20 protein-coding genes and 2 pseudogenes are annotated in these 23,620 nt (G+C 67.1%); 13 read left to right on the top strand and 9 right to left on the bottom strand.

Translation table 11 applies throughout. The features are described from left to right. The first annotated feature begins 227 nt into the window (after positions 1–227). The 5 genes from ABZS97_RS34815 (at position 228) to ABZS97_RS34795 (ending at position 6,456) form a co-directional block, all read left to right on the top strand. Positions 228–965 carry a hypothetical protein gene (locus tag ABZS97_RS34815; protein ID WP_356144406.1) on the top strand — a complete coding sequence of 246 codons (738 nt, stop codon included), beginning with the start codon at positions 228–230 and terminating at the stop codon, positions 963–965. Continuing rightward, positions 962–2,095: an ATP-binding protein gene (locus tag ABZS97_RS34810; protein ID WP_356144404.1), complete on the top strand. Its 1,134-nt coding sequence runs from the start codon at positions 962–964 to the stop codon at positions 2,093–2,095. Before ABZS97_RS34815 ends, ABZS97_RS34810 begins: the two co-directional genes overlap by 4 nt. Next, entirely contained in the window at positions 2,092–4,686 is a 2,595-nt protein-coding gene (locus tag ABZS97_RS34805) for a TniQ family protein (RefSeq protein ID WP_356144402.1), read from the top strand. The genes ABZS97_RS34810 and ABZS97_RS34805 overlap by 4 nt, the downstream gene beginning before the upstream one ends. Positions 4,687–4,903: 217 nt before the next feature. After that, positions 4,904–6,262 carry a hypothetical protein gene (locus ABZS97_RS34800; RefSeq protein WP_356144400.1) on the top strand — a complete coding sequence of 453 codons (1,359 nt, stop codon included), beginning with the start codon at positions 4,904–4,906 and terminating at the stop codon, positions 6,260–6,262. Next, entirely contained in the window at positions 6,262–6,456 is a 195-nt protein-coding gene (locus tag ABZS97_RS34795; protein WP_356144398.1) for a hypothetical protein, read from the top strand. Before ABZS97_RS34800 ends, ABZS97_RS34795 begins: the two co-directional genes overlap by 1 nt. Positions 6,457–6,636: 180 nt before the next feature. On the opposite strand, the gene ABZS97_RS34790 is transcribed toward ABZS97_RS34795, so the two are convergent. From ABZS97_RS34790 to ABZS97_RS34780, 3 genes and pseudogenes are all read right to left on the bottom strand, one after another. Further along, positions 6,637–6,996, bottom strand: a complete 360-nt coding sequence (locus ABZS97_RS34790; RefSeq protein WP_356144396.1) for a hypothetical protein — start codon at positions 6,994–6,996, stop codon at positions 6,637–6,639. A 70-nt stretch (positions 6,997–7,066) separates the two neighbouring features. Continuing rightward, a complete protein-coding gene (locus ABZS97_RS34785; protein ID WP_356144394.1) occupies positions 7,067–8,536 on the bottom strand; it encodes a hypothetical protein in 1,470 nt (489 codons plus the stop codon). Between the two features lie 279 nt (positions 8,537–8,815). Beyond that, a pseudogene (locus tag ABZS97_RS34780) lies at positions 8,816–8,932 on the bottom strand (IS5/IS1182 family transposase); the annotation flags it as partial. 235 nt (positions 8,933–9,167) lie between these two features. Here ABZS97_RS34780 and ABZS97_RS34775 point away from each other — a divergent pair. Then, the gene (locus tag ABZS97_RS34775; RefSeq protein ID WP_356144392.1) at positions 9,168–10,256 is read left to right on the top strand and encodes a transposase; all 1,089 of its coding nucleotides are present in this window, start codon (positions 9,168–9,170) and stop codon (positions 10,254–10,256) included. Next, positions 10,219–10,890, top strand: coding sequence for a transposase (locus tag ABZS97_RS34770; protein WP_356144390.1), 672 nt, complete (start codon positions 10,219–10,221; stop codon positions 10,888–10,890). The genes ABZS97_RS34775 and ABZS97_RS34770 overlap by 38 nt, the downstream gene beginning before the upstream one ends. Before the next feature lie 33 nt (positions 10,891–10,923). Here ABZS97_RS34770 and ABZS97_RS34765 read toward each other — a convergent pair whose 3' ends face one another. Continuing rightward, the gene (locus ABZS97_RS34765) at positions 10,924–11,517 is read right to left on the bottom strand and encodes a hypothetical protein (protein WP_356144388.1); all 594 of its coding nucleotides are present in this window, start codon (positions 11,515–11,517) and stop codon (positions 10,924–10,926) included. Between the two features lie 249 nt (positions 11,518–11,766). Here ABZS97_RS34765 and ABZS97_RS34760 point away from each other — a divergent pair, with 249 nt between their 5' ends. After that, positions 11,767–12,546: a hypothetical protein gene (locus ABZS97_RS34760; protein WP_356144386.1), complete on the top strand. Its 780-nt coding sequence runs from the start codon at positions 11,767–11,769 to the stop codon at positions 12,544–12,546. A 218-nt stretch (positions 12,547–12,764) separates the two neighbouring features. Beyond that, positions 12,765–13,709 carry a transposase family protein gene (locus tag ABZS97_RS34755; RefSeq protein ID WP_356144384.1) on the top strand — a complete coding sequence of 315 codons (945 nt, stop codon included), beginning with the start codon at positions 12,765–12,767 and terminating at the stop codon, positions 13,707–13,709. A 212-nt stretch (positions 13,710–13,921) separates the two neighbouring features. Here ABZS97_RS34755 and ABZS97_RS34750 read toward each other — a convergent pair whose 3' ends face one another. From ABZS97_RS34750 to ABZS97_RS34735, 4 genes are all read right to left on the bottom strand, one after another. Continuing rightward, positions 13,922–14,914: a hypothetical protein gene (locus ABZS97_RS34750; RefSeq protein WP_356144382.1), complete on the bottom strand. Its 993-nt coding sequence runs from the start codon at positions 14,912–14,914 to the stop codon at positions 13,922–13,924. Between the two features lie 787 nt (positions 14,915–15,701). Further along, on the bottom strand, positions 15,702–16,229 hold the full coding sequence (locus tag ABZS97_RS34745; protein WP_356144380.1) for an RES family NAD+ phosphorylase: 528 nt from the start codon (positions 16,227–16,229) through the stop codon (positions 15,702–15,704). A 116-nt stretch (positions 16,230–16,345) separates the two neighbouring features. Continuing rightward, positions 16,346–16,960 carry a hypothetical protein gene (locus tag ABZS97_RS34740; RefSeq protein WP_356144378.1) on the bottom strand — a complete coding sequence of 205 codons (615 nt, stop codon included), beginning with the start codon at positions 16,958–16,960 and terminating at the stop codon, positions 16,346–16,348. A gap of 257 nt (positions 16,961–17,217) precedes the next feature. After that, positions 17,218–18,639 carry a PLP-dependent aminotransferase family protein gene (locus ABZS97_RS34735; RefSeq protein WP_356144376.1) on the bottom strand — a complete coding sequence of 474 codons (1,422 nt, stop codon included), beginning with the start codon at positions 18,637–18,639 and terminating at the stop codon, positions 17,218–17,220. 47 nt (positions 18,640–18,686) lie between these two features. Here ABZS97_RS34735 and ABZS97_RS34730 point away from each other — a divergent pair, with 47 nt between their 5' ends. Together ABZS97_RS34730 and ABZS97_RS34725 are read left to right on the top strand one after the other, a co-directional pair. Further along, complete coding sequence (locus ABZS97_RS34730; RefSeq protein WP_356144374.1) at positions 18,687–19,886, top strand: MFS transporter; 1,200 nt, start codon at positions 18,687–18,689, stop codon at positions 19,884–19,886. 9 nt (positions 19,887–19,895) lie between these two features. Continuing rightward, positions 19,896–20,388: pseudogene (locus ABZS97_RS34725) on the top strand (dipeptide/oligopeptide/nickel ABC transporter ATP-binding protein); the annotation flags it as partial. 9 nt (positions 20,389–20,397) lie between these two features. Here the strand turns inward: ABZS97_RS34725 and ABZS97_RS34720 are convergent. Further along, a complete protein-coding gene (locus ABZS97_RS34720; RefSeq protein WP_356144372.1) occupies positions 20,398–21,000 on the bottom strand; it encodes a TetR/AcrR family transcriptional regulator in 603 nt (200 codons plus the stop codon). Positions 21,001–21,161: 161 nt separating this feature from the next. Here ABZS97_RS34720 and ABZS97_RS34715 point away from each other — a divergent pair, with 161 nt between their 5' ends. Both ABZS97_RS34715 and ABZS97_RS34710 read left to right on the top strand, forming a co-directional pair. Then, complete coding sequence (locus ABZS97_RS34715) at positions 21,162–22,739, top strand: MFS transporter (RefSeq protein WP_356144371.1); 1,578 nt, start codon at positions 21,162–21,164, stop codon at positions 22,737–22,739. 184 nt (positions 22,740–22,923) lie between these two features. Continuing rightward, positions 22,924–23,620, top strand: a 697-nt coding sequence (locus ABZS97_RS34710) for an ATP-binding protein (protein WP_356144370.1), incomplete at its 3' end; no start/stop codon positions are given.

The following is a 23,620-nucleotide window of genomic DNA, read 5'->3' as shown; positions in this document are numbered from 1 at the left end:
CCCTCGCGGCCCGTCCACCGTCCCGGTGGACGGGCCGTCCCACGAGACCACCCGGACGAGCTACAGCAACGATCCCAACTCGCCGTCACGGACATGTAGTCTATGAATCGTCGCAGATCAGAGCCGGTATCCGAGCCCCTGCGGTCGGTAAACGGATCTATCACCGGCGCCACCACCGCGGACTGTGTGTCCCAGAGGTCCCCGGGCTGAAGCTGAGTCCGCTGGACATGTTCGAGCACGGCGTCACCCGAGCCGGCTCGCTCAGGATCCCGGCCCGCCCCCATCTGGCCCTGGAGTTCCTGGAGGAAGAACGCACGACCATCCAGCGCTACGGGGTGCAGATCGAGGGGCTGCGCTGCAACGGGGATGCTCTGAACGCCTACCGCAACGAGCCGAGTCCCTACCGCGGAGTGGATGCCGGCAAGTGGCCAATCGCGGTGGACCGCGGTGATATCACCAACGTGTACTTCCAGGACCCGAAGCTGCGGACCTGGCACACGCTCGACTGGGAGCACGCGCCCGCGCTCAAGGGCCCGGTCAGCCGTGAGGCACTGGTCTACGCTCGCAAGCTTGCCAAGAAGACTCACCGGTTCCCGGACACCCAGCGCGCGCTGATCGAACTCCTGGAGCGGTGGGGCGCCGGGCTTGCCACGGACCGCTCCGAGCGGCGGATGGCGGTCCGGCTGTCCCAGGACCGTCTGCGGCTGGTCGGCGAGCCGCAGGATGTCAAGGACGAGGTCGCCTCGCTGCCGTCGGTCCGGCGTATCGCCTCCATCAGTACGCCAGAATCCGGCCCGGTGGAGGAGCCCGGTGGGCCCGAACTGCGCGTCGTCGAGGTTGAAGACGAGGACTTGGGTGGGGACGACGACGATGACGAGGAGTGCGATGCTGACTTCCCCGGTGACGAATTGGTCGTTCCGGTCGAGGAGGATGACTACTACGCCGATACCTGGGAGAGCCGTTGAGCACGGCGGACGGGATCGAGCCGTTCGAAGGGGATGACCGTCAGTACTCGCCCACCCGCCTCCCGGGATGGCTGCAGGAGGTCAATAGGCCCGACCGTGTCCAGCCCGAGCAGCTCACCAGGGGCCAACTGACCGATCTGTCACCGCGTCAGCTACTGCTCTACAACGACGGCCGCGCGGTCTGGCATGCCAACATCGGCCCCATCCACACCCCGCAGCTGATCGCTCTGCACGAGGACCTGGAGGAGATCGTCGAGTCCAACCGGCACGACGGGGACAAGACGAAGCCTGCTGCGCTGGTGGATGCCTACCCCGGGCTCGGGAAGAGCACGGCGGTGCGGGCCTACGGCCGCAGCCTCTACCGCAAGCAGATCGCTCTGCGCGGGGAAACCGCCCCCAGCGGGGACCGCCGGGTCCCGGTGATCTATATCGCGTTGAGCGGCAACACGCAGATCCGCGGGCTGAACGCCTCGATCTGCCGCTTCTACGGCCTGCCGGTCACCGGGGACGCCGACACTCTGGCCGAGCGGGCTGTCGACGCGGTGCTGAGCATGAAGACGACCGCGATCATCGTCGACGATGTGCACTTTCTGGCCGGTTCGAAGAGCAACTCGGCGCGGATGGCCAACCAGCTCAAGTACCTATCGAACGTCTTCCCCGTCACGCTGGTCTACGTGGGTGTCGGGGTCCAGCAGCGCGGCATCCTCCGCGAAGGGTTCTCCCAACAGGAAAGTCTGCTCGCCCAGTTCGGCCGCCGCACGACCCCTCTGACTCTGCGGTCCTTCGAGGTCGAGACCGAAGAAGGCCGCCTGGAGTGGAGGACGCTGCTGAAGACCATCGAACGGCAACTGGTTCTGGCGGAGAGGTTTCCCGGGATGCTGGCCGAGGATCTTTCGGACTACCTCTACGCACGCTCCACCGGGCATTTCGCTTCACTGATGTCGTTGATTAACCGTGGCTGCCTGCGGGCCATGCGTCGCGGTCACGAACGCCTCGACGAGGACCTGATGAACCAGGTCAAGAACGATGCCGCAGCCGAGGAAGCCCGGCTGGAACTCGAAGCCGCGATCAAGGCCGGGCTCCTCACCACCCGGCCAGCCTCGCATCCCCCGCAGAGGAGATCGGCGTGACAGTTTGGACCGATGACCGCATCCCCATCGCGGTGGCGCCGCTGCCTGGTGAGGCCCTGGAGAGCTGGATCGGCGCCTATGCACGCCGTCTCCGGATAACCAACAGTGAATTCCTCAGCTTCGCCGGACTTCCGGCAAGCCGCACCCGACCCATGGCCCTGCGGCTCTTGCCCTCCGAAGCAGCCGCCCTGGGGCGGTCCACCGGCATCCCGCTGCCGGCGCTGATCTCCATGACGCTCGAACCCTACGACGGGTTCGCCGTCTCCTTCATGCCTGGACAACGCCGGCTGGGCCGTGCTGTCGCCTGGAGATTCAGCGGCAGCCGCAATCGGTTCTGTCCCAGCTGCCTGGCCGAGCAGAACGGCCGCGGTCCCGTGTTCTGGCGGCTGCCCTGGGCCTTCGCCTGCCTGCAACACCAATGCCTGCTCCTGGACTTCTGCCCGGCCTGCCACCGCTTTCCCAACCACTGGAAGGCCCGCCGGCTCGGACCGAGCGGCCCGAGCTCGTGCACGCTCAACTCCTCGCGGAGCATCACCGGAACCAAGCAACCCTGCGGCTATCGCCTTACCGAAGCTTCCGCACTCCAGCTCCCCGGCGACGGTCCCGTCCTGGCCGCCCAGCGGCATATCTCCAGTCTGCTCGGCAGCGAACGGGCAGGCCGCCCGGCAGCCCTGGCCGAGTTCAAGCGGCTCTACGCGCTGGCCTGGCGCATCCTCCGCGGCCTTCACACCATCCTCGGCCTCGCACCAGAAGTGGTACACGCCACACTCGCTGAGTGCGGCGGCGGCCTGCCTGAGGTCCAGGCCCGTGAGGTCGGGCACGATGCGCACAACGTCGCGGTCGGCACCACCCTCGCCCTGATCGCTCTGCAATCGGGCCACACCGAGCACGAGCCGCTCTTCGACTGGATCCTCCAAGCCGATCGCTCTCTCCTGCAGAAACAGAAGTTCAGCATCGGAAGGATGGCCGCACGCTGGGAGTGGAGCGGTCCGGAACTGGTCCAGCGCGCCCTGGGCCGACTGGATCGAGAGGCCACGCTGCACGCCCGGCTCCGTTACGCCAGCGCCACCCCGCAACCGCGCTGGCCCACGCTGAACACCGAGGCTATTCACCGTCGGGCCGCGATGATTCCCGCGATGCTCTGGCCCAGCTGGACCATGCGGCTCCTTCCCCTGGCCCGGGGCGGGAACAGGTATCGAACCACCGCCTTCCGCCGCGGTTGCAGCAGCTTCCTTCTGCTGCCCGGCGGTCCGCCCACACTGAACTTCGAACGGGCCGGGCCTCTGCTCGGCAACTACTACATCGATCGCGACCGGGACAGCATCGAGCGACGCACCTACGGAGGCCAGGATCTAGCGCCACTCGCATCCACTCTCGCCCAACTCGCCTATGCCCTTGATGAGCACGGCTCACCAATCGACTACAACAGGCGGCGCGAGCTGTTCACCAACACCTCGGTCACACTCGACCTCGACGCCTACAGAAGGTTCTGCACCCAGCAGGGCTCATGGACCGGAACCGAGCACCGCATCCACATCCTGCGCTGGTACCTACTGATGCTGTTGACCGGCGAATTCCATCCAACCCCCAGCGGCGCAGCATCCCATTTCACCCGGAACTGCACCGAATTCCGCTTCCGCGCGACAGCCGCCCTCCGAGGATTTCTGCACGAGCAAGCTCGGTTCAACCTCACACACCACCGCATCGACGAACCCGTGACCTGGGATCCGCCTGCTGAATGGGTAACCGAGGCCTCCTGGCCTGGCGCCGACCCTCACCTCGTCGATCCAGAAGCCGTCCGCGACGCTCTCAAGGAGGCCAAGAGCGCAGATGGCGCCGCCACGCACCTTCCCATGGGCACCGAACACCTGCGGCTCTACTGCGATATCACCAATACACCAGCGACCCGGGGGCCCGTGATCGGGCTGCACAACCCCCAGAGCGTCGACCGCCGCGATGTCCTTGCCCCCGCGCGGCTTCGGAACCTCTACGTGACCCAAAAGAAGAGCCTCGAACACATCGCCACTCTCGCGGGCTGCGGGCCCCGCACAGTGCACCAACTCATCATCCAGAACGGAATCCGGCCCCGCGGGCGCCGCAGTCACCCTCTCTGCCCCGACATCACCCGCGACTGGCTGCACAACGAGTACATCGTCAACCGCAACAACCCCACCGCGCTGGCCCGCCAGCGCGGCATCACCATCGACCACATCATCTTCCTCGCGCGTAGCTGGGACATCCCGATCCGCCCTGGCGGCGCCCACCACAACGACATCGCCGACCTTGACCTCCCCCACCCCCCATCACCCACCATGCAAAAAGTCACCATGAGCCGATATGCCCTCGACCGGCTGCGGCTCATGATGAACATTCCCGGCCATGTCAGCCTCGCCGCCGCAGCCCGCGCCTTCTACGACGGACGCGGCGGTGCCCTCAGGCAACGAGTAAGCGAAGTCGAAAACGCCGTCGGGTTCCTCATCATCGACCGTTCCACCAAGCCCCTCGCACCCACGAAACGCGGACGCGAGTTCCTCGGCGAAGCCGCCGAGATCCTCCGCATCGCCGACACGGCCCGGCTTCACCAAGAGTGACCGACCACAGCGGCTCGCCCTCTGGTACACGCTCATCGGGATCGATGAGCACCACCGCTGTCAGGGACCACCGTTACCTTGGAGACGGGACGCCGAGAGCCGAGGGATCAACAGCATGATGGTGATGCAGATCACATTGGAGTGATGAAGATTTTTTGCCGGAACAGCCTGCTCCCGCCGCCAGGAAGTAGAAGCACTTCCGATGCGAGGAGGCCGAGTGGCCACGTTGTTCCCCCTTCTGAAGGCCGTCCCCACGTCCCCCAGCCTGGGAAAGGTGCTGGCCGACATGTCACCGACGCTCAAGTTCGCCGCTGCGGGGTCTGCGCTCGCGTCCGTGGGCGCCACGAAGACCGTCAGCGGGCAACTCGCTGAGACGGTCGGCAAACAGCTGGCTTCCCGCCCACCGGCGGTCAGCATCGCCTCCACCGCACTGGAGAAGCTGTCCCTCATCGGCACCCCTGCCACCCGGCTGGCCAAGAGCGGCGCGATGGGCAGCGGCCTCGTCTTGCTAGGTGTGAAGCTGCCCAAGTGCAACCCGTTCGGCGACGCGATCGCCTCGGTCGGGTTCACGAAGCTGGCCGGCAGTCGCCTCGCCGACTCCTCACGGGTGTTCGGTATCTCCTCCACGTTGAAGGAGCTGTCCCTGTTCGACACGGGCATCGCCCGGCTGAGCACGCAGCTCACCGCTCTGGACACCTTCGCCGAGTCGATGAGTAACTTCACCCGCCCGTCCCCGGTGTCGATCCTCGGTTCCTCCGCGCTGGAGGGGCTGTCGCGGTTCGACACGCCCGCGGCCCAGTTGGCCTCGACCGGATTCATGGGCAGCGGCCTGGCTTCGCTCCGCCTGAGGATGCCCGAGTTCAATCCCTTCGGTGAGGCGATGGCTGCGGCCTGGAACCGTGCCTTTGACTTGCCCGGCTTGACGGGCCTGCTGCGGGGGCTACCGGACGGGTTGCTGAAGCCACTGCGTTCCATCACACGGCTGCTTGAGCATCTTGGGGCGCCGATCGTCTGGCTCGCGAGGGCTGCTCTGGATGCCTACCTGCAAGGCGACCACGAACCGATGCGCGAATTCCTCTACACGCACCTTCGTCTCCGGCCTCACTCGCAGGACCACGCCCAGGCCCTGGCCGTGGCGCTGCTTCTCCGGGAATGGGAGGAGCAGGTCGATCTCCAGGACGCCGATGCGGTGCGCGCCGTTCTACGGAAGTGTGCTCGGGAGGGCAATGATCTGGACGGCGACCACCAGGTCATGGGCCAAAAGATCGGCCACATGAAGGAGGGTATCGAGCTACTGTCTCCCGCCCCGGGGCCGGAGGCCCTGGCCATCGCCACGGTGGTGCCCTGGGCCGAGCAATTCGACAACCGGCACGTCCGCAATGCGACCGGCAGGCTGAAGGACGTCGAGCAAAGAGTGGCGCGCGTCTGGGCCGAGAATGACCCGATCAACTGGCGCCAGGCACCCGAGCTAGTCGGCCAGGACATCGCCATGGGTGAGCGGGTGCGGCGCAAGCTCCTGCGGCTGGGCGACGACATCGTCGCGCGGGCCAAGGCCCAGGCCCCGGGGGCGAACTGATGGCGAGGAACGACAGGTCCCAGGAGCCGCTGCTGAGCCTGCGGTCCGCAGTGGTGTTCCTGATCGTCCTGCAGGCCGCCACGGCGGCCTGCTTCCTCACCTACGCCGCTGGCAGCCCGCTGGCCACAGCCGCGCTAGCCAGCGGAGCCGGCTTCGGCGCCACGGTCGCTTTCGCACGCTCGGCGATCAGCTGACCTGTCCGAAAGCCCCGGGGCAAGCCAAGCCGCGCGAAACAGGCCCTGGGGCGCCCTCCACGAGGGCGCCCCAGCGGGCCCGGCTCGATCATCCTGAGCACTGTCCGAGTAAATACGGGTGGTCATGGGCGTTGGCAACGTTCAGTAGTTATCGCTTGCCGAACGCTTTGGCGGGGAGTCTCAAGCGCGGGTCGCAGCGCGGGCGCGGCTGACTTCCTCCTGGATGCGGTCGCGCAACCACGACGGCATGTCCACAGGGACCCCCTCAGCGTCAGCGAGATAGATACAGAATGGCCAGCGGATCTCGTCCTGGCACGGAAGGCCGAAAGCTTCGACCACCAGACGACCCACCTCATTGACATCTTGTTGCGGAGCCTCTTCGTCCGACTGGTCATAGAACATGCGCAGGCCAGGAACGCCAGGCAGGGATCGAGTCACCTTCGGCCCGGCGTCCCCGACAATCCGGCCCTCGGCGTCCCAGTACCTGATGAAGCGCAGGTTATATGCGCTAACGACGGCCACCATCGCCAGGTCGCTCATGACCAAACTCCCATCTCACAAGAGAGTTGAGAGTCTAAAGCGTGTTACACACAGTTCCCTGAACGGCCAGTCACTCTGTGGGGAATACGCGGCTGATCACGGCCTCGGGGCATCCCAGGATACGCAGAGCATGTCCACGCACGATGAACTCCAGCAGACGCACGACTACTTGCAGCTGGTGGGGCTCGTAGCCGCGATTTCCGTGAGCGAGGTCGTTGCGGACCACCCGCAAGGCCCCTGGTGTGGTCAGGGCAGCGGTGGTGCTCGCGGCCTGTACTTCCTTGACGAGCTCTGTTGCGTCCAGGCGGTCCATGATGTTGACAGGCAGACCCGTCATCAGAGCGTTGAGGGCTATGTCGAGACTCACGGACGGCTTTTTTGACAGGTGCTTCTTGACGAACTTGAAGATCTCAGCATCTAGATCCTTCTTTGCTCGTGCCAGAGCGTCTTCGTAGCTGGCAGTGTGCTTGGCCTGTCGTTGCTCGGTCGTCCCCTTGTTCTCGTATCCGTACAGACCTTCCAGGGCTTGGACCAGCAAGAGGTAGCGGGAGCGCGGGTGCTGGTCACGCGTGTGCAGCATCGCCCCGTACGTCTCCACCAAGGGGTGGTGTGCGGCTGCGTACTGGGACCATTGCGTGACGAGGTCCAGGAGGGAGAGCTTGTCGGGGAGCGCTCGTACGGCGCTGTTGTGGGCTCGAAAAGCCGCGGTGGAGCTGGCGAACGGGGCTTGCGTGATGCCGGTGCCGACCACTTGGTACTTGCCTTCCCGACCTTCGAGTTCCACGTGAAGGTAGGACAGGTCCTGGGGCTTACCGGTAGCGATCGAGAGGATCTTGCGCAGCGGTTCGATGTACTGGTCGAGGGCGATTTCGAGCGGCTTGGCCTCGGTCAGGGTCACGGTTGCCACGGGACTGAAGGCCAGGCTGAACTCGCATGGATCCATGGCGCGCATGCGGTGGTAGTAACTCACGGTGAGTTCAGCGCCCTCAGCCGACCACGTGCCTGAGGCGCTGGCGTTGACTGTTGCTGCCCACCGACCTTCTTCGCCACCCGGCAGGTGAGGATTGGAGACGTCCTTGATAGGGGGAACACCAAGTGCTGCGTCCAGGGCGGTGATCTGGAAGGTTGCCGAGGTGACTCGGGGTGGGATCGCTGCGGTAGGTGCTTCTGGTACGTCGGCAAGACCGAAGAAGGCAGCGTTCCCCAGAAGGGCAGCGGCACCGGTGATGTGGCCGCTCTTGTCCCAGAGTTGGATGTGCGCGTCCAGCAGAGTGACCGATCCGCCGTTGGCCAGCCTCCCGTGCAGGACGGGAACGCTGATGGACTGGGGGAAGGCCGTTTCAACAACGCCTGGGACGTGCTGCGTGTGCTGCAATGGCACGGTGCCGTAGACCTGCCCGGTCGGAGGGCGCAGAGGGCGCAGTACAAGGTCGCCGGGTATGTCGACGTGGCCACCAGTGTTGTCTGGGAGGAACCATGAACACAGGTACGTGTCGGGTTCGTACATCAGGCTCAGAGGTAGCTTCTGCCTGTCTGACATGGCACAGCCCCCATCTCGTTTTCGTCACCAGGTTGAGGGCGAACAGCCCATTCGCCACCATGTTGCTGATGCTGCCTGGTGTGACGGGTCGTCCGCAGGCGATTTTCATGTCCCTGCCGATAGACGTGCGATGCGATCGCCAGTGGGCTGCACTCGCTGGGTAGCACCTCTCGCACCGGGCCAGCGAGCGTCGGGGCAACGACAGGGCGGGACAGTTCGTAACGGATGTTGCAGAAGGCGATGGATAGGCGTCCTGAGCTGGGTTGTTGGCGTGTTGGGTCATGTGTCAAGGGCGAGGTTGTGCATGCGTGCGACGGCGTGGTGGAGGCCGTCGCCGTGTTGCTGGCAGTCGCGGAGGATCTTGTAGTTCTTCATCCGGCCGATCACGTGCTCGACGATGACCTGAACACCCCGCTCGCGCACCACCTTCAGTAGCCGCCCGAACTGCTCAACCCGCAACCTCGTGAACGCTTCCACCCACACCCGCTCAGCCCTGAACACGGGGTGCCGGTAAGAACGCTGTCACCGATCCTGCTGGCTTATTCCGTGCCCGGCGGGGCTGGCGGCTCGTTGGTCGGGGCAGCAGCGGCCGTCTTGGCGTTCCCGGTCGCGGGTGGGGTGTGGAATGTCGATGCGGCCGAGGCCGTGGCCGAAGGTGCCCGAGCTGACCGCGCAGGTGGCGCGGGCGGTGGCGGCACGGGGCCCGTACCCGTTGGCGATGCGGGTCCGTGACGAGCTGGGCGAGTTGTTCACAGACGCCGAGTTCGCCGAGGCGTTCGGAGCCAGAGGGCGGCCGGGCTGGTCACCGGGTCAACTGGCGCTGGTGACGGTGTTGCAGTTCGCCGAGAACCTCACCGACCGGGCGGCAGCGCATCGGGGGCGGTACGGCATGGACCTGAAGTACGCACTCGGCCTGGAGCTGGACGATCCCGGGTTCGATGCCTCGGTGCTGTCCGAGTTCCGCACGCGCCTGGTCGAGCACGGGATGGAGGAGAAGGTGCTCGACCTGCTGCTGACCGCCCTCAAAAACCGGGGCCTGGTCAAGGCCGGAGGCAAGCAGCGCACCGACTCCACCCGCGTGCTGGCGGCGGTACGCGACCTGAACAGGCTGGAGCTGGCCGGGGAGACGTTGCGGGCCGCGCTGGAGGCGCTGGCCTGCGCGGCCCCGGACTGGCTGGCCCAGGCGGTGCCCGTTCGGGAATGGGCCGAACGCTACGGCCCACGGATCCACTCCTGGCATCCGCCGGCTTCCACGAGCAAGCGCGAGGAGATGACCCTGGTCTACGGCCGGGACGGGTTCACGCTGCTGGAGGCGGTGCATGCCCCTGATGCCCCGGCATGGCTGCGCGAACTCCCGGCGGTGCAGGTCATGCGCATGATGTGGGTGCAGAACTACCACCGCACCGTGACCGAGGCCGGGGCGGAGGTGAAGCGGCGGGAGAGCAAAGACCTCCCGCCCGGCAGACAGCGGCTGGCCTCCCCGTACGACACCGACGCCCGCTACGGCCTCAAACAGGGCTCCTGGTGGACCGGCTACAAGATCCACATCAGCGAGTCCTGCGACGATCGACGACCAGGACCCGGCTGCCGACGGCCAGGCGCTGATCCCCGTAGCCGACGGACCGCCGCCGCGCTTGATCACCGGCATCGCGACCACCGACGCCACGGTGACGGATGCGGAAATGACCGAACCGGTCCATCACATGCTCGCCGCCCGTGATCTCCTGCCCGCCGAGCACTTTCTCGATTCCGGTTATGCATCCGCCGAGTTGATCATGGGGATGAAGAAGAACTTCGGGGTCACCCTGGTCACCCCGGTCTTGATGAACAGCTCACCCCAGGCGCGTGCAGGCGCCGGGTTCGACCGCACCGCGTTCACCATCGACTGGGACAAGCGGCAGGCCACCTGTCCACGCGGGGACACCAGCACCTGGTGGAGCCCTGCCACCCTGCGCGGCACCAAGGCCATCGTCATCAAATTCGACAAGGAGACATGCCCTCCCTGCCCGGTGCGCGACCAGTGCACCCGCTCGAAGACCGGCGGCCGGACTCTCTCCCTGCAACCCCGCGAGCTGCAAGAAGTCCTCGATCATGCCCGCCTCCAGCAGGGCGACGAGCTGTGGCGAGCCAAGTACGGAACCCGCGCGGGCATCGAGGGAACCATCCACCAGGCCGTCGCGGTCACCGGGATGAGACGTGCCCGATACCTCGGTCTCCAGAAGACTCACCTGGAGCACGTCTTCTCCGCCGTTGCGCTCAACCTCATTCGCCTCGATGCCTGGTGGAACGGCCACCCGCTCGACCGCACCCGTGTCAGTCACCTTGCCCGCCTCGACCTCTCCCTCGCCGCGTGACCGAATAGCCGAGCAGGATCGAAACCGGGTGATCTACTGCGCCCAGTCCCAGGCGGTGGCGCGAGGCTGGGCGCCGATCTCGGACATGAACGAGTCGGTGCCGTCCGCCGGAACTGGGTTCTGCTTGGAGGCCAGCTCGGGCGCGCACACCTGCCAGTACAGGGTCCGGGTCCCGTATGGGGCGATGCCCGCGTCCTGAGTGAGCATCTTGACTGGGCCGTCCACGTCGTCGGGGTACTCGCCGTCGGCGTGCTTGGGCGTGTACAAGGTCTGGAACTTCTGGGTGACGGAGATGACTGCGGTGTCGGAGCGGTTCTCGTAGACGGTCATGACGTTCACGCACTTGTTCGTCGCGTCGCCGTCGTGCCATTCGGTCAGGGCGACTGATCCCTGGGGAGTGCGGGCCGGGGCTGGCGCGGGAGCCGAGGAGACGGCCGGTGTGGGGGTGGCCGAAGTGCGTCTGGCTACAGGCGTGGATGTCGGTGTGGGGGTGGAGGTGGGCGCGATGGTCTGGGTGACCGTGACCGTGGGGGCTGCCGCAGCAGGCTGCGGGGCTCGGCCGCTACAGCCGGCGGCGAGGAGTGCTGCCGCGCAGGCGGCTATGACAGGAAGGAACCGGCGGGTCATGTCTGCCTTTCACGTTCAGCAAGGTGACTGCGGCAGGCGCTGCTCGGCCGGTTTCTGTGGGGGACGAAAGCGGGGGTCGCCACCTGACATTCGGTACGACGCGGATCATAGCGACGGGTACGGCTGCTCGACGCCGCAGACGGTAGTCTCCGGGGCCTCCGTCTTGAGCTGGGATTTGGTCCCGGCTTCTCCGAGCCCGGCTGTGTCGTCGGCTCCGGCGTCTCCCGCGGCACAGGAGAAGATCAGTGCGTGATTGATTTCCTCAAGGAACACCAGGCGTTCATAGTCTGGCTCCTCCCCATCGTTTTCACCTTCGCCGGCGTCTGGCTCGGCGCCAAAGTGCAAGCCGACGGGGGCGTCGCGCAGGCCAAGGCCGCGAAGGAAGCAGCGGAAACGGCTGCGACAGCTACCCTCCAGGCAGTCCGGGAACAGGCCGACCACGCCGCAGCCGCGGCCCACGCCGCTGCGCTGCGCGAGCAGCGGATCAGCGCAGCGACGAACCTGATCCGCACCGACAGGGCGTTCGGCCGAGTTCTGCACACGATGTTCCGGGAACCCGACACGGGAGCCTCCACGCCCGCCTACGACGAACTTATCCATGCCTGGGGGGTGCTCCAGCTTGTCGCTCCAGTCTCCCTCGCCACTGCGTCCACCCGCGTTCTGAATGCGGCGCAGAACCTCCAACGCCTCGCTCGCCAACGAGGTGAGGCGTACTGGCTCTACATGCGTTTGACCGGTGTCAGCGTCTGGAGGCCCGAGTATGAGGATGTCCGCCGGGCCGTGGAGGCCCTGGATGCCTTCCGCGCCGCGCATGCAGCCGATGCCGCGAACATGATGGAGATGCACGATGCGGCGTCTGCGGCTCTCGACCAGCTCCCGGCCCTGGACGCAGAGCAAGCGTCGGCCCTGCTCAGCGACTGCATGGAGCCTGAGATAGGCCCCCAGCTTGACCAGTACTGGAGGGAGCATGAGGAGGCCATGAAGGAATTCGTCAGCTGCGCGCGCGCCGTCCTGAGCGTCAACGACTAATTAGCAGTACGTGCTGGACGGCCGCTTCAGCGCTGGATGTCGCACGAGGATGTTGATGCGGTTCTCGTTCAGCGCTGCGGCTATCTCCTCTGCTCCGACCAACGAGCCGCCAGCCCCGCCGGGCACGGAATAAGCCAGCAGGATCGGTGACAGCGTTCTTAATGAGCTCGTGCACGGTTGGCCGTGGCTCGGCGCACGAGTAGCTCGTTGAACTGAGCATGGTGGGGGCTGGGGCACGCGAGTTGATCGTGGCGAAGTACCGGGTTACCGGGCTGTCGCCGACGGTGATTGCCGAACTCGTCGCTGAGGTAGGGCAGTTGTGGCACGAACAGCATCAGGCGCGCCTGACGGCCCGGCCGCGGCGACGGGCTGTAGGAGCCGGGGCGAAGCACAAGTTCGTCTTCGTCGACCGGCTGCTGGCCACCTTGGTGAGTCTGCGCCATGGCACCACTCATGACGTTCTGGCCTGCTGGTTCGGCGTGGACCGCTCCACCATCACGCGCGCCATCGGCGAGGTGCGGCCCCTGCTCGCGCAGCGGGGCTGCACCGTCGCTCCCGACGTCCGGTTGCAGACGCTTGCCGAGGTCGTCGAGTACCTGGGCGTCGACGGTCGGACCGGGATCATCGACGGCACGGAGATCCGTGTGCGGCGCCCGGCCGCGGGCCGCAAGGACCGGGACAAATTCGTCTCCGGCAAGACCAAGCAGAACGCGGTGAAGGCCATGGTCCTCACGGACGCCGAGGGGCGCGTGCTGTACTGCAGCCCGGTCCGGCCGGGCAGTTGCGCCGACATCACCCAGGCCCGACAGCTGGGACTGGTCCAGCTCCTGGCCGAAGGCCCGTTCATGGAGATCCTCGCGGACGCCGGCTACCAGGGAATGGGCGCCCAGACCGGCGGACGGGTGGTGACACCGCCCCATCGCAAGTTCAAGAAGAACGCTCCCGCCTGGTACGAGGAACGACACGGGCAGCAACGCAAGGCCCACTCCTCACGACGTATCCGCGTCGAGCACGGCATCGCACACCTGAAAAACTGGCGGGCTCTGGCGCGTCACCTTGGACGACGCGAGCACATGAGCGACATCGTCCAAGCGGTCGCCGGACTGCTCTCACACCAGCGAAGACCACCACTCTCGGCTACGGCCTTCAAGGGTGAACACTGACAACGACGCGCACCTCGACGGGCCACGGCCAACCGTGCACGAGCTCGTTAGCAGTGGATTAGCAATCCGCGATCCGGTTGACAATTACTACCGTCAGTGGCGATCTCCGCCGGGTCTCTTTTCAAGCATTCCGGAGGGTGATGGTCTCGCCGACTTCTACCGCCCGGAGCATTCCTGAGCTACTGGATGTCGAAATCAGCCTGCATCAGCAACTACAGGCGGGCATCGCTTTCGGATGCGTTTTGAAGAAGGTCGGCAAGCGCTGCAGTAATAGGGGCTCCCGTCAATGCTTCAAGCCACAAATACTGGCCTGAAGGGTTCACTTCGAGGAACACATACCTGCCATCCATGTCCACTATGAGATCGATTCCCGCAAATCTCAGATTCGCTACTCTCATGAATCTCTGCAGACTCACTAGAGTCTCGCGCGGAAGTGACGTCCCAACATGAGCGACGTTATCGAAATCATAATGCCGCCAGTCAATCGCTGTTCGACTGCTGGCTTGGCTATCAATGCGACACGTAAAGGCGCGGTCACCGACCATGGTGACACGAAGCTCATGATGCTTTTCGATGTATGGCTGTACTAGAACTGGAGCCACCCGTAGGCGGGCAGCTTCGGAGACGAGTTCGTCGGCCGTCATTCGCTGTGTGTATGCGGCTTCAAACCCTTTCGCGCATTCACGCACCCACCCGGCTGCCGACTTGACCGCAACGGTGGCATAGCGTTGCGCGAACCGCTGGATATCCTCGGGGTCGGATGAATAAAGCGTTGGGGGAATCCGCAGATCGACGGATCGCGCCAATCTCAGCTGTGCGATCTTATTACGCTCGATCCATTGTTCCGTTCGAGGGTGGTTGATCCACGTGACTTCCAGTGCGTCCGCCAAGCCGAGCACGGCTAGCGCATGTTCCGTCTCGATAAAATGACGCACCTGGGTATCGGGATGATGTGACCGAGGTTGATGGGGGCGGCGATGCCAAACAGATTTAACGTCGCACAGCGAAATGGGCACACCATTATTGTCGCGAAGAGCACAGGACGCATTCCCCAATGCATCCAACTCAATCGAGAGAGAGCGATTGCATTGAGTTAGCGTCTTGGTCCCGCAGATAGCTAGATCAATGCCGCGCCGCCGGACCTCATCTACGACTGCGGAAACCGGGCCATCTGTTTCGTCACTGAGTACCAGGATCTCCGCCACGACTTAGTCCGTGGCGTAATCTCTTGGCCAGTCGGTCCGCTCTCCACCCTTGGGGGCTTCGGTCGCGTAGGAGCCGTACGTGGCTTTACCCATACTCTGAACCTTCTCCACAAACTCCGCCTTTGAAAGCATCAAGGGCTGGTCTGGAGTACCCTCGGGCATATCACTACTTGACCGGTCGTGAGTATCGGACATGGTTGCCTCACCATCCGCTCATAGGGCAGCGTATTGCACAATTTTCTCACTGATTGGAACACCTCGCAAAGTGGATTGTCTGCGCGATCGTCGTTCTTGACGCCCCTCGAACCGGGGCCGACGCAGACCAGACACAGCCCTTTGCGACACGGCGACCACGGCGCGCCCAGACGCCTCGCTGGCGTGGGTCCGCCAAGGTCCGCCCCCGCAGGCAGGCCTCGGATACGTCCTCCACCACAACATCCGCCTGAAGGTGGCATGAGTATGCAAGAGCGCGGATGAGTGGACGACCCTGGATACATCAGTCGCCGTCACCAACTCGTTCACGGAGAACCACTGATTGCTCACCGTCCACCGACAACGTCACTGCTAACTACTCGCGGATCCAGCGTTTCCCCAGGAGCCAATGTCCATGAAGTCGCGGACCATACACCGACTTTGTAGGTTCTGCAATTTCGTGTGTACCGTCGGCTGATCACGAGCACTGTCTGAGCAAATCCGGGTGATCACGAGCATCGGTTGCGGACCGTTGCCGACGAGGGTGGTGCGTGGCTATCAGCTCCTGGCACCCGGCGGAGCTACGACGTCGTCCTTACACAGCTCCTGGCATTAGGCCAAAGGCGCGCGCGAAGGAGCGAAAGTACTTTCCAGCCGGGGTCTTGGGCGGGTCAGGCCAGTCGTCCTCTCCGGGATCCTCAGCGGGACCGAACAGGGCGATGGACCGCGCCGTGGTCTTTGCGTCGTGCCGCGGGTAATACAGGACCCCATCCAAGCCATCCTGTTCCCATCGGTGCGCCCATGCCTGCGGCGTGGCATACGGGAGGACGGACAATTCCCTTCCCAAGGTTCCGAGGATTGGGCAGCTACGACGGGTCAGGTCGGCTACTCGATACGGGCGGGTGGTGGTGACACAGGAGACAGACAGACCCTCCAGCGCAATGGTGGCGATGTTCGGACCGCGGAGGATGGCATAGCCGAGAACCTCTGCCAAGGCGGTCAGTGGGTCGGTCGCGGTGTAGCACGTGCCCCGCGCTGGTTCGGTGGTGTCGAAGCGTGATCCAATTCTTCGGTCTTCTTTGAGACATGCGAAGTGCCAGCATCCCCACCCCGATTCATGCACACGGTACAATCGACGGCCCGCTGACACGGTCCGCACTGGGAACTGTCGCAGGTCTGTGTCGGGCAGGGGCGCGGGCAGAGGCCGCTGCCGCGCGGGGAGTTCGTAGGCGGCCTCGCTCACCTCGACCACCTCGCCGCATAAGTACGTGCGTCTTCAAGTACTGGTTCGAGCGGCTGATTGCTCCGCAACCACTCGACGGGCGCAGCGCCGCCCAGCTGCGGGTTGGGAGCGGTAGCCCACTGAACGACAAGCCACGGACTCGACTGTAGATCTCGGAAGACTGCCAATGCCTTGGCTACACGGCTGTGCGGGTGCCGGCTGGTGAATTGCCAGGCCGGAAAGAGGCGACCTCCGTCGGCGGTGCTCACCATCAGAAGTTCGTGCACCTCACCCCGTTTCTCGGCCTCGTCGCGTGAGATGCCGAGCAGCTCGGCAGTGCCACCAAGGTCGTAGAATGGACCCCACCCTTCATGCACCAGCTTTCGAGGCCGCAACTGCCGGACATTCCCCGGCGAAACTGACTTCACCTTCACCGCAGGGGGAGACACCCGTTGACCAGCCCGGAAGCCCCGACCTGAGCCAGACCCCTTCGACTGAGACTCCCGCGTACTGGCGACAGCGGACTTGGCGGACAGGCGATACTGCTTCGCCGTCTTACCCTTCGTCGGCTTCTCGGTGATCTTGCTTGTCTTCTTGCCCGCCCCCGGTTTCGGGGTCTTGTCGGAGTTCATCGGCAGCCTCGTCCCGGTAACCCCCGAGTTCCAGTCTGCTGCAGGGCGGCCGATTGTGCAGAGCTGAGGGTCTCACCGCCGCGACATCGTGCCCGAAGTGGAAGGTCCTTACTCAGGGTGAGTGTCGCAACAGCTCTTCGGACCGGGATTGCTCACTGACCACCGACAGCAGCCCTGCTCATCGAGCCCGGATTCTGGCATTTCCGCCGGACCCGCTGCTCACTGAGACGTGGACCCTACACACACCCCTCCCGGCGTCAACTCCCGCCTCCGGAAGGGGCGGTGAGCAGATCCCCGATCGCGGCGATGCCCTCCGTGATCGCCCGCTCCCCCACATCGCCGAATCCCAGGATCAGCTGGACCGGGTCCGTCGCCCCCGAGGACCGGCAGGGGCTCATGCCGTAGAGGCCCACTGATCGCGCCCGGGCGGCGGCCACGACCGCCTGTTCGTCCACGCCCCGGGGCAGGTGCGCGACCGCGTGGAACCCGGCGGCGAGGCCGGTGAGCCGTACGGCGGGGGCGTGTTCGGTGAGGGCGCCGACGAGGGCGGTGCGCCGGGCCGCGTACGTGGTGCGCATACGGCGCAGCCGGCGGTCGTAGCGGCCGGACTCGATGAGCTGCGCGAGGGCGAGCTGGTCGAGGGTCGGGGAGCCGCGGTCGCCCAGGTGCTTGGCCTGCGCGATGGAGGCGGCGAGTGCGGGCGGGCAGAGCAGCCAGCCCAGGCGCAGCGCCGGGGCGAGGGACTTGCTGACCGTGCCGATGGAGATCACCCGGTCCGCGGCCAGTCCCTGCAGCGCGCCGACCGGCTCGCGGTCGTAGCGGAACTCCGCGTCGTAGTCGTCCTCGATGACGTACGCGTCCCGCCGCGTCGCCCAGTCGATCAGCGCGAGCCGCCGTTCGGGGGCGAGCACGACCCCGGTCGGCCACTGGTGGGCCGGGGTGACGATGACGGCCCGGGCGCCGGATGCGTCCAACGCCCGTACGTCGACGCCGAGTTCGTCGACCGGGACGGGGACGGCACGCAGTCCCGCGACGGCCGCGGCGGCGGTCGCGGTGGCGGGTCCGCCCGGGTCCTCGTACGCCACGGTCCGCACTCCGGCGGCGGCCAGGCTGCGCAGCGCCAGCCCGAGGCCTTGCGCGTACCCGTTGCAGATCACGATCCGTTCGGGATCTGCGGCGGCCGCGCGGACCCGGCGCAGATAGCCGGCGACGACCTCGCGCAGGGCCGAACTCCCGCGCATGTCCCCGTAGTCGAGGTCCGACGTCGGCATCGCACGGCCCGCCTCGCGCAGCGCCCACAGCCAGTCGGCGAGCGGGAAGCTGCCCAGGTCCGGTACGCCGTGCCGGAAGTCGGCGAGCAGGCGCGGGGGTTCGGGGGCCTGCTCGCGCGAGGCGGGCGGCACCTGGGCCACGGCCGCGACCCGGGTGGCCGACCCGACGCGCGTCACGAGGTAGCCCTCGCACTGGAGTTGGGCGTAGCAGTCCTGGACGAGTCCGCGGGAGAGGCCGAGCGCGCGGGCGAGCTCACGGGAGGAGGGGAGCCGCTCGTCGGCGCCGAGCCGGCCGGTGCGGATCGCGTCGCGCAGCTGCCGTTCCAACTGTGCGCGCAGCTGCTCGCCGCTCTCCCGGTCGACGGTCAGGAGCAGCTCGGGTGACAAACCGGCCCACTGCAGCGGCATGAAATCGGAGCTTACCGGCAGTCCGGCCGGACCCTAGCGTCGTTCACATGACCACTGCGCGTACGAGCCTCGCCCCGACGGCCTCCGGGACCGTCCGCCCGCCCCTGCTGACCCGGGCCCTGATGCTCCGCTTCGTGAGCATGATCGGGGCCTCGGTGAGCTTCTTCCTGCTCCTGTCGGTCGTCCCCCGCTACGCGACGGCGTCGGGCGCGGGCCTGGCCACCGGTTCGCTGATGCTCTCCACGGTGATCGGCGAACTGGCCGCCCCCCGCCTCGTCGCCCGCTACGGGTATCGGGTCGCGCTGGTGGCCGGTCTTGTCCTGCTGGGGGCACCGGCGCTCGTCCTGACGGCCTCGGACGGCATGGCGTGGATCGTCGCGGTCTGTCTGGTGCGCGGTCTGGGCTTCGCCCTCACCCTGGTCGCGGGCGGCGCGCTGACGGCGACCCTGATCCCGGCCGAGCGGCGCGGCGAGGGCCTGGCCCTGGTGGGCGTCGTCTCCGGCGTCCCGTCCCTGATCGCGCTGCCGCTGGGCGTCTGGCTCGCCGGGCAGGTGGGGTACGGGCCGGTCGCGGTGGCCGCGGGCGTGGCCGCACTCGCGGCGGTCGTGTCCGTTCCGGGACTGCCGGACCGGGAGCCGGATGCCGGGAAGCCGGTGGGTGTGGTGACGGGCCTGCGCACGGGGGGCCTGGTCCGGCCCGCCGTCGTCTTCGCGACCACCGCGCTCGCGGCCGGGATCGTCGTGACGTTCCTGCCGCTCGCGGTCCCGTCGGCGCACGCCTCGATCGTCGCCGTCGCCCTCTTCGTACAGCCCGCGGCCTCGACCGCGGCCCGCTGGCTGGCAGGGCGTCACGGCGACCGGCACGGCGCCGCCCGGCTGGTGCTGCCGGGTCTGCTGCTCTCCGCCGCGGGGATGCTGATCACGGCGCTGACCGGCAGCCCGGTGGCCGTCCTCGCCGGGGTGGCGGTCTTCGGAATCGGCTTCGGCATCGCCCAGAACGCCACGCTGACCCTGATGTACGCACGGGTTCCGGCCGCCGGGTACGGCACGGTCACGGCGCTGTGGAACCTGGCGTACGACGGCGGCATGGGCGTCGGCGCGGTCGGCTTCGGCACCCTCGCCGGCGCGATGGGCTGTCCGGGGGCCTTCGCCGTCACGGCCGTACTGATGCTGGTGGCGCTGGTCCCGGCGATCCGGGACCGGCGGACGCCCGACGCGAAGGCGGGAACCGTCCTCGCCGGTGAGTGAGCGGAAACCGTCCACTTCGAGGGGCGGGAGTTGACCGGCCTGCACGAGCGGGAGCTGCGGCGTCTTCGCCCGTATGCAGCCGGTCTTCCAGGACCCGTACGGTGCACTCAGTCCCCGCCACCGCATCCGTGACGCGGTGGCGGAACCCCTGCGAGTGCAGGGGCGCTGGGACGCCGGGGGTCCCTCGCGGGTGGCCGAACTGCTCGACCGGGTCGGCCTGGACCCGGCGCACGGCCGCCGCCGCCCGCACGAGCTGTCGGGCGGCCAGTGCCAACGCGCCGGAATCGCCCGCGCGTTGGCCTGTGAACCACGCCCGCCGGCCCTCGACGAACCGGTCTCGGCGCTCGACCCGTCCGTCCGGGCCGGCATCCTGAACCTGCTCGCCGAACTCCAGGAGGACCTGGGGCTGGCGTACCTGTTCATCTGTCACGACCCGGCGGTGGTGCGGCACTTCGCGGACCGCGTCATCGAGATGCGCGAGGGCAGGCTCGTACGGGCCTGACCACCGAGTTCAGCTCTGCGACTCGTCCTGCGACTTCGCGGCGGCCTCCATCACCCGGCGCAGCCCCTCGGTGAGCTGGTCGGCGTCCGTCGCCGAGCCGGGTTCGAAGATCCACTGCATCATGAGCCCCTGGAGAAGGGTCTGGTAGAAGCGGCCCTCGGTGGCCACGGTCTCCTTGTCCAGCTCATCCTCGGGGATACCGCTGAACAGGGGGATCATTCCCGAACGGCCCTGCTCCTGCGCCTCGGACAGCAGGGTGCGCACCTCGGGCATACGGTCGCCCTGGAGGATGAGTTCGAGGCTCAGCATCCACACCGCCCGCGACTCGGGCAGCGCGCGGATGACGCTCGCCCACACCTCCCGGAACCTCTCCAGCGAGCCGGCGGCGGCCGTCGCCCGGGTGTCCGCACCGGGGTCGAAGCGGTCCCCCGTCTCCTCGATCAGCGCGACATACGCCTTGACCAGCAGGGCGTCCTTCGACCCGTAGTGGTAGCCGATGGACGCCAGGTTGGTCCCGGACTCCTTCACGATGTCGCGCGCCGTGGTGCGCACGAACCCCTTCTCCAGCAGGCAGCGCTTGGCGCCTTCCAGCAGATCTTCACGGTGTCCCATACAGCCATGCTACCCCCGACCCAGACAGCCGTCTCACACGCTCGTCTTACACATTTGTTTATGGCTATCTCCGCAGGTGAGAGCAGCGCGCGAGCCTCATACACAAATGTTTTATACGCTCGTACTAGACAAGTGTTTATGACGCCCGTACAGTTCCTGCCATGACGAACTCGACGAGCACGACCCCCGCTCCCGGCGCCCTCGCCGGCCGCCGCGAATGGACCGCCCTCGGCGTCCTGATGCTTCCGCTGCTGCTGGTCTCGATGGACGTCTCGGTCCTCTACTTCGCGATCCCCTCGATCAGCGCGGACCTGGAGCCGACCGGCACGCAGCAGCTGTGGATCTTCGACATCTACGCGTTCGTGCTCGCCGGCCTGCTGATGACGATGGGCTCGCTCGGCGACCGCATCGGCCGCCGCAAGCTCCTCCTCCTCGGGGCCGCCGCCTTCGGCACCGCATCCCTCATCGCCGCGTACGCCAACAGCCCCGAGACCCTGATCGCGGCACGCGCGCTCCTCGGCATCGGCGGCGCGACCCTCATGCCGTCGACGATGGCGATCATCCGCACGATGTTCACCGATCCCGGTCAGCGTGCGAAGGCGATCGGCCTGTGGTCCGGCGTGATGACCGGCGGCGTCGCCCTCGGTTCGGTGATGAGCGGCGTCCTCGTCGAGTACTTCTGGTGGGGCTCGGTCTTCCTGGTCAACCTGCCCGCGATGGTGCTGCTGCTGGCCCTCGGCCCGATCCTGCTGCCGGAGTCGAAGAACCCCGAGCCGGGCCGCTTCGACCTCCTCAGCGTCCCGCTGTCCATGGCCGCCGTGCTCCCCGTCATCTACGGCATCAAGGAGATCCCCTCCGAGGGCTGGAAGACGCAGTACGTCGTCTCCGTCGCCGTCGGCCTGGTCTTCGCCGCCCTCTTCGTGCTGCGCCAGCGCACCGCCAAGTCCCCGCTGATCTCACCGAAGTTGTTCCGTGGCCGCGGCTTCGCACCGGCGGTCGTCCTCAACCTCGTCTCCTCGTTCGGGATGATGGGCTCCGCGTACTTCACCACCCAGTACCTGCAGTCGGTGCTCGGCAAGAGCTCCATGGAGGCCGCACTCTGGTCGCTGCTCCCCGCCGTCCTGGTCGGAGTCGCCGCTCCGGTCGCCGCGCAACTGGTCCAGAAGGGCGTGCACCGCGCCCACGTCGTCTCCGGCGGCTTCACCGTCGCCGCCTGCGGCTACGGCCTGCTGGCCCTCACCGGCACGGACTCCCTGTGGCTGACGCTGGTCGGAGCGGGCGTCCTCGCCTCCGGAATCGTCGTCGTGATGTCCCAGATGATGGACCTGGCCCTGAGCACCGTCCCCGTCGCCAACGCGGGCACCGCCTCCTCCCTGCTGGAGACGGGCGCCGAGTTCGGCGGCGCCCTGGGCATGGCCGTCCTCGGCTCCATCGGTACGGCCGTCTACCGCAACGAGATCGGCACCGGGGTTCCCGCCCCGGCCCACGAGACGCTGGGCGGCGCCCTCGCCGTGGCCCGGCAGATGCCCGGACGCACCGGTGACGCCCTCGCGGCAGCCGCCCGGGACGCGTTCACCAGCGGAATGCACGCGGCGGCGATCGCCGGAGCGGTCATCCTGCTGGGCGCGGCGGTCCTCGCCACCGCGACCCTGCGCCGGGTGCACGTCCGCGACGCCGAGGCCCCGGAGACCCAGCGGGCCGAGATCGCGGAGCCGGCGGCGGAGAAGGTACTCGTCTGAGCGGGCCGCAAGCAGCAATCAGCAAGCCGCAGGGAACGGGTAGCAAACAGCAGGATCGTCGACACGTCACGGCCGGGGCTGGATCTTCCAGCCCCGGCCGGCGCGTTTTTGGCCCGCCCGGCGGGACCCCCCGGCGAGCGTCCCCGGAAAACGCCCACGCCCGGTGTCCGTGCCGCGTGCCAGGATGGACCCCGTGTCACAGACCTTCGGTACGCCGCTCATCGGCCGGGACGACGAACTGGCCCGGCTGACCGGGACGCTCGACCGCGCCCGGGAGGGCGACCCCCGCGCCGTGCTGATCTCCGGGGATGCCGGCGTCGGCAAGACCCGCGTCCTGACCGAGGCCTCCGCGCACGCCGCCCGCGCCGGCATGACCGTGCTCACCGGGCACTGCGTCGACCTCGGCGATGTGGGCCTGCCGTACCTCCCCTTCACCGAGATCCTCGGCGCGCTCGCCGCCGACGAGAGGTTCGCTGCCGCCCGCGCGGCGCACCCCGCGGTCGACCGGCTGCTCGGCGGCGGAGCCGAGGGCAGCCGACTGCAGGTCTTCGAGGGGGTGGCCGGACTGCTGGCCGACGTCGCCGAGACCGCGCCGCTGCTGCTGGTCCTGGAGGACCTCCACTGGGCGGACCAGTCCTCCCGCGACCTGCTGCGGTTCCTGCTCAGCCGCGGGGTGCTGCAACGGCCGGCGGGCGGCACCCCCGCGCACCGCCTGGCGGTCTTCGCGTCGTACCGGGCGGACGATCTGCACCGCCGCCACCCGCTGCGCCCGCTGCTGGCCGAGCTGGTCCGGCATGCTGAGCCTGTGGGACCTGGCCACCAGCCGCCAGATCGGCGAACCCGTCATCGCGCACCGCTACTTCGAGCGCAGCGGTGTCCAC

The organism is Streptomyces sp. NPDC005485 (genome assembly GCF_040606085.1).
In the GTDB taxonomy this organism is placed as follows: Bacteria; Actinomycetota; Actinomycetes; order Streptomycetales; family Streptomycetaceae; genus Streptomyces.
The sequence above is the reverse complement of the archived record's forward strand: the minus strand, read 5'-3'. Positions and strand labels throughout refer to the sequence as shown.

Bases quoted from the DNA above. Each gene is read 5' to 3' on its own strand.
- ABZS97_RS34785 (WP_356144394.1), bottom strand. From the start codon at position 8,536: ATGTCAGACAGGCAGAAGCTACCTCTGAGCCTGATGTACGAACCCGAC.
- ABZS97_RS34755 (WP_356144384.1), top strand. From the start codon at position 12,765: ATGGTGGGGGCTGGGGCACGCGAGTTGATCGTGGCGAAGTACCGGGTT.
- ABZS97_RS34790 (WP_356144396.1), bottom strand. From the start codon at position 6,996: ATGAGCGACCTGGCGATGGTGGCCGTCGTTAGCGCATATAACCTGCGC.
- ABZS97_RS34765 (WP_356144388.1), bottom strand. From the start codon at position 11,517: ATGACCCGCCGGTTCCTTCCTGTCATAGCCGCCTGCGCGGCAGCACTC.
- ABZS97_RS34735 (WP_356144376.1), bottom strand. From the start codon at position 18,639: ATGCCGCTGCAGTGGGCCGGTTTGTCACCCGAGCTGCTCCTGACCGTC.
- ABZS97_RS34720 (WP_356144372.1), bottom strand. From the start codon at position 21,000: ATGGGACACCGTGAAGATCTGCTGGAAGGCGCCAAGCGCTGCCTGCTG.
- ABZS97_RS34795 (WP_356144398.1), top strand. From the start codon at position 6,262: ATGGCGAGGAACGACAGGTCCCAGGAGCCGCTGCTGAGCCTGCGGTCC.
- ABZS97_RS34740 (WP_356144378.1), bottom strand. From the start codon at position 16,960: ATGAACTCCGACAAGACCCCGAAACCGGGGGCGGGCAAGAAGACAAGC.
- ABZS97_RS34715 (WP_356144371.1), top strand. From the start codon at position 21,162: ATGACGAACTCGACGAGCACGACCCCCGCTCCCGGCGCCCTCGCCGGC.
- ABZS97_RS34730 (WP_356144374.1), top strand. From the start codon at position 18,687: ATGACCACTGCGCGTACGAGCCTCGCCCCGACGGCCTCCGGGACCGTC.
- ABZS97_RS34770 (WP_356144390.1), top strand. From the start codon at position 10,219: ATGACCGAACCGGTCCATCACATGCTCGCCGCCCGTGATCTCCTGCCC.
- ABZS97_RS34815 (WP_356144406.1), top strand. From the start codon at position 228: ATGTTCGAGCACGGCGTCACCCGAGCCGGCTCGCTCAGGATCCCGGCC.
- ABZS97_RS34775 (WP_356144392.1), top strand. From the start codon at position 9,168: ATGCGGCCGAGGCCGTGGCCGAAGGTGCCCGAGCTGACCGCGCAGGTG.